A 12587-nucleotide genomic window follows, 5' to 3' on the forward strand; every position below is an offset into this window, starting at 1 on the left:
ACCTGAAGCCTTTCCGTTTTTCTCGAGTCGCGAAAGCGCTCTATCCTTTTGTTTTCACGTAATTCCGGACGGAAAGCCGCTATGCGCTTTTCCTGGAATTGCTCTAGCCATCGGTGAGTTTTCCCGAGAGCGTCGACGCCAGGTCGCGGATGCCGTTGCTGGTCAGCGAATCCTCATGCCAGCCGTCGATATCGACCACCATGCAGTCCTCTCCGACCGCCTCACCCCATCCAAACCGCATTTTGCGCGCCCGAGGATGGGTCGCACTGCTTCGAAGCAGGACGACGCTTTCGTCCCTTGTCCGCGGCGGCTTATAGCGGCGAGCCGCCGTCACCAGCAATTTGGTAACAGCCTCGTTCGCCTCTTCTTCCGGAGAGTATTGACCGGCCTTGACGCCGAGGATCCTCAGTAGCGCCAGTGAGACTTCGAACTCCTTGAGATAGTCGATCAGCCGGATACGGCGGGACAGCAGTTTCCGGGTGAAATAGGCAAGACGTTTGCGCCGCCGCTCCCGATGCCATCGCGCTTGCTCCCGCTTCGGCAGGGAGGCAAAATAGCCGGGAGCCCAGGCATCGATAATGGCCGTGACGCCGACATCCATGCCTCTCTCGCGCAATTGCCGGCTGATTTCCATCGCGAGGACGCCATTGACGCAGAGCCCAACGATGGCAATGCGGTCCGCGGCCTTGTCGATCCGCATGGCATCGATCGCATGACTGGCGATATCCTCGATGCTGAGACCGTCCAGGCCGCCCATCAGATCCGCGTGGAACATGTTGACGTTGTATACCGAAATCTCGTCCGGCAATTCATTGGCAAGACGGTAGTACAGGAATGGATGGTTGAGGGTATAGACCGCCCCGGTCCCCACCCCATGTTTGCAGGTAATCAACTCCCACGGGTTTACTGCTTTTTCCCGCGGTTTCTCGATCTCCTCGCTGTTGAAGACTGCAGCTGCAAAGCCCGCAAACGTCGGCTGTTTGAATAGAAGCTGCAATGTCGGGCTTGCATCGAATCTTGCGCGTGTTTCCGATAGTAGCCGGAGCGCGAGAAGCGAGTGGCCACCGAGCGCGAAAAAATCATCATCCGGGCGTATTTGCGGAACCTGTAGGACTTCCTTCCAGATTTCAGCAAGCGCTTCCATTCGCGTATTCGGTGTCGATTTGCCTGTGACGGCGCCATCCATCGGCGCAGTCTCGGCGGCAGCTGCCACGTGCCGGTCCGGCGCAATGAGCGAAGAAAGCGGCGCCTCAGGGCGATCGAGAGCAATTTCATAAGCGTTCCTCCATAGTTGCAGGAGGCTTTCGATGGTGCTGGCTTCGAAAAGGTCGGCATTGTATTCGATCGACATGCGCCAGCCTGTCGGCCGTCCGATCATGATGAAGCTGAGGTCGTAGATGACGCCGGGGGATTGCGAGGGCGAGCTGATCAGCTCGAAGCCGCCGTAGCGACGATCCTCGAGAAAGGCTTTCTGCAGATTGAAGTTGACCGAGATCAGCGGGTTGCGCGCCGGATCGCGCACCGGATTGACCAGTTCCACGAGCTTGTTGAACGGCATGCGCTGATGGTTCAGCGCCCCTTCGATCGTCGCGCTGACGGAACGAATATGTTCGGCAAAGCTGACATCGGAGCCGAAATCGAAACGCAGTACCAGATTGTTGATGAAGACGCCGATCATATCCTCCAGATCGCTATGTTCACGGCCGGCGATCTGCGAGCCGAAGAGCACGGTCGGAGCCTCGGTCAACCGATGAAGGGCCGCACTGAGGACGGCAGCGCCGAAACTATATTGCGAGACGCAATGAGCGCGCGCGGCCGCGTCCATGCGATCGGTGAAGGCGGGTGGCTGGACAATGGAGAGAATATCACCTCGATTGGTTTTAACCTGACTGCGAGGCCGGTCGGAAATGACTTCGAAATAAGGGGCGCCGAGCAGAGTTTCGCGCCAGAAGGTTTTTTCCGTCTCGAAGCCGTAGCTCTGCAGATATTCCTGCTGCCAGAGGGCATAGTCGCCATATTGCAAGGGCAGCTCGGGCAGGACCGGTGCACGCCCCGCATCGATTGCGGCGGCTATTTCGCCGACCTCTCGCCCGAGGACACGGATCGACCAGCCGTCGAAGCAGCTCTGATGGGCCGTGATCAGCAGGAAGCCGCGCTCGTTTTCTGCCATCAGCAGTGTGACGCGGAACAGGCCCGGCGCGCTGAGATCGAATGGCGCCTGCGCCGTCTCCTCGCCGATCGACAGGATCCGCGCCTGGCGCTGCTCGGGCGGCATGCCGCGCAGATCGATCACCGACATCTTGAAGTTGACGTCGCTGACGGCCTGCTGGAAGGGCCTGCCATTCCTCTCGATGAAGCGCGTTCGAAGGATCTCGTGACGCTGAATGATCTTTCGAAAGGCTGCTTCAAGGGTCGAGACCCTGAATACCCCCCGGATCTCCCATCGAACCGCGACATTGAGGGCCGGGTTGCCGGGATTGAGCTGATCGAGAATCCAGCAGCGCAGCTGTGTCTGCGTACAAGGAAATTCACCGATGATCTGCGGTTCGGCAAGCGAACCGCTTGGGCTGCTATCGACTGTACTCATAGAGATGCCCCCAGGCCGCGGCGCGCGCCGTTACGAAAATCTCGCAGTGATGGAATATGGAGATGCACGGCATCGGATGGATCGCCTCCCTGGGCGTCGGCAAAGGCTGCCAGCGCGGCGATCGTCGGATGACGCAATAGATGTTTTGCCTCGAGCGACAGCCCGTTGTCGCGCATGCGGGCGGCGATACGGAATATGGCAAGTGAATCGGCACCCAGCGCGTAGAGATTGTCATCGATGCCGATGTCGCCGAGGTTGAGCACATCCTGCCAGATCGCCAGCAGCCGTTGTTCCATCTCGGTTTTCGGCTGGACCTTGGTTGGCGCGACAACACGCTGCGGCACGCCGCGCTGCTGCAAGGTCTTGCGGTCGAGCTTCCCGTTGCCGGTCTGCGGCAGCTCGGTCTCCATCACCCAGAAGCTCGGCACCATATGCGCCGGCAGATTGGCTTTGGCATGCGCCGCGATATCGGCCGCAAGTGCTTCGCCGCCCTCCGCGGTCGGCACGATGTAGCAGACCAAGGAACGATCGCCCCTGGCGTTTTCGGCGACGACGGTCGCACATTGGCGCACGCCTTCTACCTTGGAGATGACGGCCTCGATGTCGCCCAGCTCGATGCGGAAGCCGCGCAGCTTGATCTGCTGGTCACGCCGCCCGAGTAGCTGCAGCGACCCATCGGCAAGCCGCCGTCCGACATCACCGGTCTTATAAAGCCGCATCGGCCTGCCGATGGCAAAGCAATGCGGAACGAAAGCCTTCTCGGTCAGATCCAGACGATCGAAGTAGCCTTCGGCAAGCCCGTCGCCTCCGATGTGTAGCTCGCCAATGACACCGACCGGCGCGATATTCTCGCTCTGGTCGAGGATGAAGAGCTGGGTATTGGCGATCGGATGACCGATCGTGATCGGCTGATCCGCATCCGTGATGCGCTGCAGCGACGACCAGATTGTCGTTTCAGTCGGGCCGTACATGTTCCAGAGCTCGCCACCGATTTGAAGCAGGGAGCGCGCCAGTTCCTTGGGCAGGGGTTCGCCGCCGCAGAGCATTTTCAGCGCCGGCCGATCCTTCAGGCCCGCCTCCACCAGCATCTGCCAAAGCGTAGGCGTTGCCTGCAGCACCGTGGCATCGTGTTCGTCGATGAACTTGACCAGTTCGAAGCCGTCCTGGACCTGGCTGCGGCTGGCGATGACGACCTTTCCGCCCGATATCAGCGGCAGGTAAAGTTCCAGACCGGCTATGTCGAACGAGATGGTCGTGACCGCGACAAGCGTGTCATCCGCACCAAAGCCCGGTTCCTTCGCCATGGAGAGCAGGAAGTTCGTCAGGGACCGATGCGAGACCTCCACGCCCTTCGGCGTGCCGGTGGAACCGGATGTGAAGATGATGTAGGCCGATGCTGTGGTATCGACGGGCAGGGTCTTCAGGGGGAGGCCCGTCATCGAGTTGATCGCCTTGGCATCCTGATCGAGCCGGATAACAGGGATATCCGTCGACGCCAGCCGAGCCATGTCGTCGCTGTCGCAGATCAGGCCGCGGATGCGGGCGATTTCCAGCGTCTGCCGCAAGCGTGGTTCCGGATGCGCCGGATCCATCGGCACGTAGGTATGCCCCGCTTTCATGACGGCGAGGAGGGCGACGATCATGTTCAGCGAACGCTCGACCAATATAGCAATCCGCTGGCCAGGGTCAGGAAGCGCCATCTGGAGGTAGAGAGCCAGCTGGTTCGATCGGGTTTCCAGCTCACCGTAAGTGATCGACTGGCCGTCATGTTGAGCCGCAACGGCATCCGGATGTTCGGCCGCACGCGTGGAGAAGAGCGAGAAGACGAACTGATCGTGATCGTAAGGCATTGCCGTCCGGTTGAGATCGTCGATCAGCCAGGACTTCTCGGCCGCGGAAAGGAGAGGCAGCTCGCCGATCTTGTGATCCATGTCCTTGGCCAAGGCTGCCGCCAGCGTCGAGAAATGGCCGATCCATCGTTCCACGGTCGCGCGGTCGAAGACATCGGCGTTGTAGTCGACATCGATGCGGATGTGGTCGCTCGCCTCGATCATGTTGAAGAACAGGTCGAAGTTGGAGAAGGCCTTTGCATTCGGCTCGATGGTCGGCGTTAGATCGCCAAAGGACGATCCGCCGGCCATGCGCTCGAGGTTGAACTGGATCTCGGTGAGCGGCAGGCGGCGTGGATCACGCTTGGTATCCAGTTTGCGCACCAGCGTGCCGTAGGTGTAATCCTGATGTTCAAAGGCCTGGAAGACGAGCTGCTGCGTTGCCTTCAGATGCGCCGCAAACGGTTCCGTCAGCGATACGGCCTGACGCAACGGCAGCAGATTGACGCAATGGCCGACGAGGATCTGGCCGTCAAGCAGGCTTTGACCGGCCGAGGGGATGGCGATGACGATGTCATCCTGGCCCGATAGCCGTGATACCATCACCTGGAGGGTCGCCAGCAGCGTCGAAAATAGCGTGGCGCCCGACTTCGCCCCCTTCTTCTTCAGCGCCTTGTAGACGTCGGCATCGATATAGCCGGTGCAGCTGCCGCCGGCAAAGCTGCGATATTCCGGCCGCGGGCGATCCAGCGGCAGATCGGGAAGATCGGGAACCGTCTTGAACTGATCGAGCCAGAATTGCTCGGTCGCCTGCGATTTCTCCGGCCTGGGCGAAAGGTCGATCGAATAGGTGGCGAAGGAAAGTGCCGGTTGGAATTCCGGAACATTTCCGGCGCTATAGGCCTTATAGGCCGTCGCCAGCTCTTCGATGAAAGTGTTTATAGACCAGCCGTCGCAGATGATGTGATGAGCCGTGAAGACCAGCACATGCTTTTCGGGGGCCAACCTGATGATGCTGGCGCGGACAAGAGGGCCGTTGATCAGGTCAAAGGGCGTACGGGCATCATCGTCGATGAGAATGGCAAGGCCTTGGTCATCGATGTCTTCAAGGAGCGGCAGGTCGAGCTTGAAATCCGGAATGAAGCGGAAATACTCGCCGCCGCGATCGAAGCGAATATGGAAGGCGTCGTGACGCGCAATGACCGTATCGAACGCCCGCCGGAAGGCTGTCTCGTCCAGGGTCCCCTCCAACGTCAGCGAGAAGGACTCGTTGAACGAGCAGGAGGCTTCGTCGCCCGCCTGGGCCGCAAGCCATATTTCCGTCTGCGCTTCCGTCAGCGGCGCGGATTGCGGCCTTGCGTCGGATGCCTGCACCGGCATTGGCGATAGGGTTGGCTCCCTGATCGCGGTGAAAATACCAACCGCCTGCATGGCGTCGAGGCTGTCGCGGAAGGCTTTCGCGATGGAGCGGAAGTCGTCCTCGCTGTGGGCTGTCGTCAGGAAGCAGGGATAACCGTCCTGTATATGGACGCCATTCAATCGCATCTGTGCATAAAACAGCGCGCCGAGCGGATCCTGACTGGAGAAGTCGGTGGCAAACCAGCTTTTGTAGCCATGAACGACATCCGCGATGCCGCGCCTGGCGAGATCGGCCTTGATCTCGGCAACCAGCGCCTCCGTTCGCTCTGCGACACGGTCGTAGAGGGCGGAGCCTTCTCCCTTGATATGATGCAACACGGCCTCGGCGGCGGCAAGCACCAGCGGATGACGGACGAAGGTCCCGGCAAAGAATGTCGGTGCCGTCATGGGAACGGAATTATCACCGTAGGTCCAATGGCCGCCGTCGAGGGCGTCCATGAAACGCGGGCTGCCGACCAGCACGCCGATCGGCATGCCGCCGCCCACGACCTTGCCATAGGTCGCCATGTCGCCCTTGATGCCCCAGATCGCCTGCATCCCGCCGGGATCGACGCGGAAGCCGGTGACGACCTCGTCGAAGACGAGGGCGAATTCGAATTGAGTGGCGATATCCCGCAATTCCCGGACGAATTCGCGCGGCTGCAGTTCCGGATGGCGGCTCTGAATTGGTTCGATGATGACAGCTGCTATATCGGTTGCATTGGCGCGGATGAAATCGAGACTCTCCGGCGCGCCATAACGCAGGACAGTCATGTTCGACACGGAGGCCAACGGAATGCCGGAGGCGACCGGCAGGGCAATCGGCTTGTCGGCGCGATTGCGGCCCTTGACCAGAACCTCGTCGAACTGGCCGTGATAATCGTTGGCAAAGACCACGACCCGATCGCGGCCGGTGACGGCGCGCGCAATCCGCATCGCGGCCATGACCGCTTCCGAGCCGGTATTGCAGAAGGTTACCCGCTCGTGGCCGGTTACATCGGCGATCATCTTGGCCACATCACCGGCGAGCGGCGTCTGCGGACCGATGGCAAACCCGCGGTCGGCTTGAGCCTTGACGGCGTCGATTACGAAATCCGGTGCGTGGCCGAAGGCCGTCTGTCCGAAGCCATTGACCAGGTCGACATACTGGTTGCCGTCGATATCCCAGATATAGGCTCCCTTGGAGTGGTCGCAGACGATTGGGAACACCATCTCCTTCCAATCGGCGCGGAAGCCCGATGCGGATCTGGGGTCGGCCAGGTATCCGCGATGCTCCTGCGTGAAGGCCTTGGACTTGGCATTCTTGGTTTCATAGGCCCTGGTGAGATCAGTGATGAAACCCTGCTTGGCGGCGGAAATCTCCGATGTCACGCTTTTGGCGTTCGGACGATAAAGCTTGATGCGCTCGGTGCCGAAATCGCTTTCGGCAGGTGCTGCGGGAGCCACCAGAGCCGACGGGGAGGAGGGCTGGCTCGCTGCAGCTTGCGGCGCCGGCACGATGGGTGCTGCGGGCAGCACACTTGGTACTGCGGCAGCCGGAGCTCCGCCCTGCATGGCCTGCAGCATCAGCAATTGCTGGGAAAACAGGCTTTGCGCCATCTGGATCTGCGATTGCAGCACCGTGGCGAGATCCGATGCTCCAGCCGGGATCGATGCGACCTGTGGAGCAGGCGCAATGATCGGCATCGGCGTCGAAACCGGCATGGGAGGCGCCGCCGCAGCAGCGATGGGGGCCGCGGCCAATGGTTCAGCCGTCTTCACTGCATCCGGTGGCATTTGACGATCGAGATAAACAGCCAGATCGGCAACCGAGGGAATATCGCTCAGCAGCTCCCGGAAGGAGATCTTGACCTTGAAGTCTTTCTCGATGCGCTGCGCGAACTGGCCGACGAAGAGGGAATCGAAGCCGAGCTCCAGGAAGGTTGCTGCTCGCTCGTCCGGCCCGAGCGTTTCGCCCGACATGTCGCTGAGCAAGGTCAGAAGAGCCGCTTCCAATTGCGGCAGACGGTTGGAGGTGGGAATGGGTGCTGCAACATTCATTGCTCGATTCTCCCCGGTAAGGTTGACGTCAGAGACAAAGGGTTCGGCGGCTGGCCGACTGTGTGTTTCGGCATTCGGGCGCTGGGTCGATGCGCGACGGGCGGATGACGGAGCATCGATCCAGTGGCGCTGCCGCTGGAAGGGATAGGTTGGCAGGGACAGCCGCTGCCGTGACACCGATGGAAGAGCCGGCCAGTTGAGGCGGCAGCCGGCCATCCACAGTTTTCCATGAGCCTCTGCAAGCGTTGCCGCGGCGGCCGAGGCCCGGTCATGTTCGGGCAGGCTTTGTACGACTGCGGCAAGACTGTCGCGTGCGATCGTCTGGGCGGCAAAGACCGACAGTGTGCGTCCTGGCCCCACTTCGAGAAGAACCGGCTTGCGGTCGCGGCAGAGCGTGGCAAGCCCATCGGCGAAGCGAACGGCGTCGCGGCAATGCATGGCCCAGTAATCCGGCGAGGTCGCCAATTCGGCCGTCTGCCAATCGCCCGTCACACCGGAGATGAAGGGTATGGTGGCCGTACCGTAGGTGACCTTCTCGGTCTCCTGGCGTAGCGCCAGAGCCGCATCGTTCATCATGGCGGAATGGAAGGCGTGCGATGTGTGCAGCCGGCTGAAGGCGATCTCAGCCTCCGAAAGTGCCGCACAAACCGTTTCGATATCGGCAAACGGACCGGAGATGACGCAAAGTTTCGGGGCGTTGATCGCGGCGATCTCCACCGCGCCGCGCAGGTAGGAGGCCGTCGTTGCGGCATCGGCACGAACGGATACCATCGCGCCTTGCGGCTGATGCTGCATCAACCGGCCGCGATTGGCCACAAGACGGAGGCCATCCTCGAACGAAATGACGTTGGCGAGCGTAGCGGCAACAAACTCGCCAACGCTGTGACCGATCATGGCATACGGCTTGACGCCGCGGCTGAGCCACAATCGGGCAAGCGCATATTCGACGAGATAGAGGCAGGGCTGCGCGATGCGGGTTTCGCGCTGCTCATCGGTGATGGCCTGCGTCGCCGGGCCGGTGTGGCAGATGTAGTCGCGCAGATCGAGCCCGAGCGTCATCTTCAAAAGCTCGGAACCGCGGTCGATCCAGCGCGCAAACTCCGGCTCCGAGCGGTAAAGCCCGGCACCCATGCCGACATATTGCGCGCCCTGGCCTGGGAACATGAAGGCGACGGACGGCTGATCGGCGGCGGTGAGCGGCTGATAGCTCTCCGTCGTCAGCTTGAGGATCGCTTCCTCGATATTTTCGGCGGCAACGGCCAGCCGGTGGCCGAACTCGCGTCGTCCGGTTTGAAGCGTGTGGGCCAGTTGCGCCATTGAAAGCTTCGGGTTTTCGGCGAGATGGTCGCTCAGATTGGTGCGCATCTCCGCAAGCGCCTGCTTGCTGCGAGCCGAAAGGGGGAGAATGTAGTGGCCCTCTACCTCTTTCGAGTGAGCCGGCGGGTAGGGGGGCTCCTCCAAAACGACGTGAACGTTTGTTCCGCCTACGCCGAAAGCGCTGACCCCCGCCCTTCGTGGTGCCTGTCCCCGGGGCCACTCCGTTGCCGTCGCCGGAATGTAGAAGGGACTTTTCTCAAGATCGATGCGGGGATTGGGCCGCTGATAATTGGGCATCGGCGGGATTTTCCCGCTGCGTAGGGCCAGGGCCGTCTTGATGAGGCCTGTCACGCCGGCCGCCGCGTCGGTATGACCGATGGTGCCCTTGACCGATCCGAGCGCGCAGCGGGCTGGCTCCGACGCATCCTGCGCGAAGGCGCGCGTCAATCCGTTGAATTCGATGGGGTCGCCGAGCGGCGTCGCCGTGCCATGGCATTCGATATAGCCGATGGTCGAGGGATCGACGGCCGCATTTGCCAGAGCCGTCGCAATCGCTTCGGCCTGGCCTTCCACACTCGGTGCCGTGAAGCCGACCTTGTCGCTGCCGTCATTGTTGATGCCATAGCCGCGAATGACCGCATAGATGTGATCGCCGTCCTTGAGCGCGTCCTCATACCGCTTCAGGAGGACGACGCCCGCCCCGCTGGCAAAAACCGTTCCGGCGGCGTTGGCATCGAACGGCCGGCAGGTTCCGTCGGGTGAGGCCATGCCGCCTTCCTGGTAGATGTAGCCTCGCTTTTGCGGAATGGTAACGGAGATGCCGCCGGCCAGAGCCATGTCGCAGCTATAGGTCAGCAGGTTCTGGCATGCCTGGGAAACCGCGAGGAGCGAGGTTGAGCAGGCGGATTGCACGGTGAAAGCCGGACCGCGCAGGTTGAATTTATAGGAGATACGGGTGGCCAGCGTGTCATTGAGCGCGCCAACAAGCTCATGGAAGCAGCCGATCTGGTAGTTCGACGTGAATTCTTCCGCCTTGGCGCGATCGCGCAGAACATTGTTGATCAGGTAGGTCGGCATCGAAGAGCCGGCGAAAACCCCGATCAGGCCGTCATAGCGCTGCGGATCGTAGCCGCCGTCCTCGAGGGCTTCCCAGCATATTTCGAGGAAGATCCGGTGCTGCGGATCTGTAACGGCGGCTTCGCGCGGAAACATGCCGAAGAACTCGGCGTCGAACATATCGGCGCCGTCGAGATGGGGCCTTGCGGCGACATAATTCGGCTGTGCCCGTTCTTCATCGGTAAAAGCGTCTTCAATCTCATCCGGCGAAAAAAGCGAAAAGGCGTTCTTTCCTTCGAGTACAAGCTGCCAGAGCGCCTGCACCGAGGGGGCTCCGGGAAAGCGGCCGGACATGCCGATAATGGCGATATGCCCGGAAATTTGCTCGCTCAGATCCTCATTGTCTTCGAAATCACGCTGATTGCCATTGTCCTGGTGATTCCCTTTCATAAGGAGCTCCTGCGGATATGAGAGATCGCCTTTTTCTGCAGCGCGGCACGCTGCGCCGCGGCGGCAAGACGGGTTGGGCCGGATGCGCGGCCATCCAGGTGAAGTGCGAGTTCGCGAATGGTCGGATGACGCAGCAACGCAACGACATCGATCGCGTGACCGAGCGTCTCTTCGAGACCAGCATGAATTTCCATCAGCTGAAGGGACGTGCCACCGAGATCGAAGAAGTTCCGATCGAGATCGACGCTTTCGAGCGCCAATGCGTCTTGCCATAGCGTCGTCAGCAGTTCCTCCGTCCGGCTCCTGACATCCGCGGGCTTTGTCTGGGTTTCGACCGGAGGCGGCAGCAATTTCGAACGATCGACTTTACCGGCCGGCGTCAGCGGCAAGGCGTCAACGATGACCGTGGCATTCGGGATCATATAGGCGGGAAGAGCCGCGCGCAGTGTCGCCATGACGCCCTGCGCCAGATCGGCGCCCACGCCCACATGGCTTTCCTTCGGGCACAGATAGGCAACGATGCGCTTGAGGTTCTCGCCCTGCATGTGGCAAAGCACGATCCCGTCGGCAAGGCGCGGATCACGGCGAAGTGCTGCCTCGATCTCATCGAGTTCAATGCGTTTGCCGTTGATCTTGATCTGCCGATCGCGGCGTCCCTTGAAGGTGACGGTGCCGTCCGGCTTCAGGCAGGCCACGTCGCCCGTCAGATAGAAGCGCGTCGCGCCATCCTTGGTTTCGATGGTGACGAATTTCTGCTCCGTCAGCTCCGGTCGCTTGAAATAGCCGATGGCGAGGCCGTCCCCCGATATCGCCAATTGGCCTTCAATGCCTGGAGGAACGACATGCAATTCCTCGTCTAATATCGCGATTCCGGTATGAGCGATTGCCTTACCGATCGGCAGCTCAGTGCCCGAAAAGCTCGGCAAAACCTGAAAAGCGGTGGCAAAGACGGTCGTTTCGGTCGGCCCATAGGCATTGGTGAGCCTGCAGCCGGGAAAGTGCTCCAGGAAGCGGCGAGCGTGGACGGCCGAACCGACATCGCCTCCAAAGAGGATATGACGAAGTTTCGGCAGGGTCGCGCGGGCGTGATCGGCAAAGAGATTGAACAGCCCCGTCGTCAGGAAGGCGATAGTGACACCCGTCTCCCGCATGAAATCGGACAGCCGTGAAATCGAGAAATCGGTATCGGGCATGACCGCCAAGGTGCTGCCGTTGAGGAGCGCACCCCAGATTTCGAATGTCGATGCGTCGAAGGAGATGGTGGCCGTGTGCAGGACGACGTCATCGCGGTGGAATTCGATATAGTTCTGATCGAGAACGACGCGCGAAATACTGCGATGGCTGATCATCGTTCCCTTGGGCCGACCGGTTGAGCCGGATGTGTACATGATATAGGCGAGATCGCCGCCCGTTATCTCGATGGACGGCATGGTCGCGCCGGGCCGATGTGCCATTTCCGCGATCATGGCATCCGCTTCGATGACCTTGCCGTTCATGCTCGGCACGCCGGCCAGCTTCTCGCCATGGGCGGAGTCGACGAAAATGACCTTGGGAGCGCATTCCGCGATGACGAAGTCGAGATGCTCCACCGGAAAGGCTGGGTCGAGCGGGAGATAGGCGCCGCCGGCTTTCAGTATCGCCAGGGTACAAATGATCGCATTGATGCTGCGCGGCAGGAAAAGGCCGACGATGTCGGCCTCGTGGACACCTACCTTTATCAAATGCAACGCCAGCGCATCGGATATGCGATCAAGGTCACGATAGGTGATACGGATATCGCCGGAAACAAGAGCTGTTGCCTCCGGTGCGGCCCTGGCCTGTTCGCGCAGCATGTGATGAAGGCAAAGATTGCGATCGTAATGCATGCTTGCTGCGCCAATTGCGTCTGCCTGCGCCTCGCGGTCAATCAT

At 60.8% G+C, this 12587-nt stretch carries 3 protein-coding genes; all 3 read right to left on the reverse strand.

The features are described 5' to 3' along the window. Window positions 1-103 precede the first annotated feature (103 nt). The 3 genes from AC13QY_RS07040 to AC13QY_RS07050 are packed head-to-tail and all read right to left on the reverse strand — an operon-like array spanning window position 104 to window position 12587. On the reverse strand, window positions 104-2587 hold the full coding sequence (locus tag AC13QY_RS07040) for a condensation domain-containing protein (protein ID WP_488493049.1): 2484 nt from the start codon (window positions 2585-2587) through the stop codon (window positions 104-106). Further along, the gene (locus AC13QY_RS07045; RefSeq protein ID WP_488493050.1) at window positions 2584-10677 is read right to left on the reverse strand and encodes an amino acid adenylation domain-containing protein; all 8094 of its coding nucleotides are present in this window, start codon (window positions 10675-10677) and stop codon (window positions 2584-2586) included. The genes AC13QY_RS07040 and AC13QY_RS07045 overlap by 4 nt, the downstream gene beginning before the upstream one ends. Further along, window positions 10674-12587, reverse strand: coding sequence for a non-ribosomal peptide synthetase (locus AC13QY_RS07050; RefSeq protein WP_488493051.1), 1914 nt, complete (start codon window positions 12585-12587; stop codon window positions 10674-10676). Before AC13QY_RS07050 ends, AC13QY_RS07045 begins: the two co-directional genes overlap by 4 nt.

It is taken from the genome of Martinezella sp. CNPSo 3795, assembly GCF_057784475.1.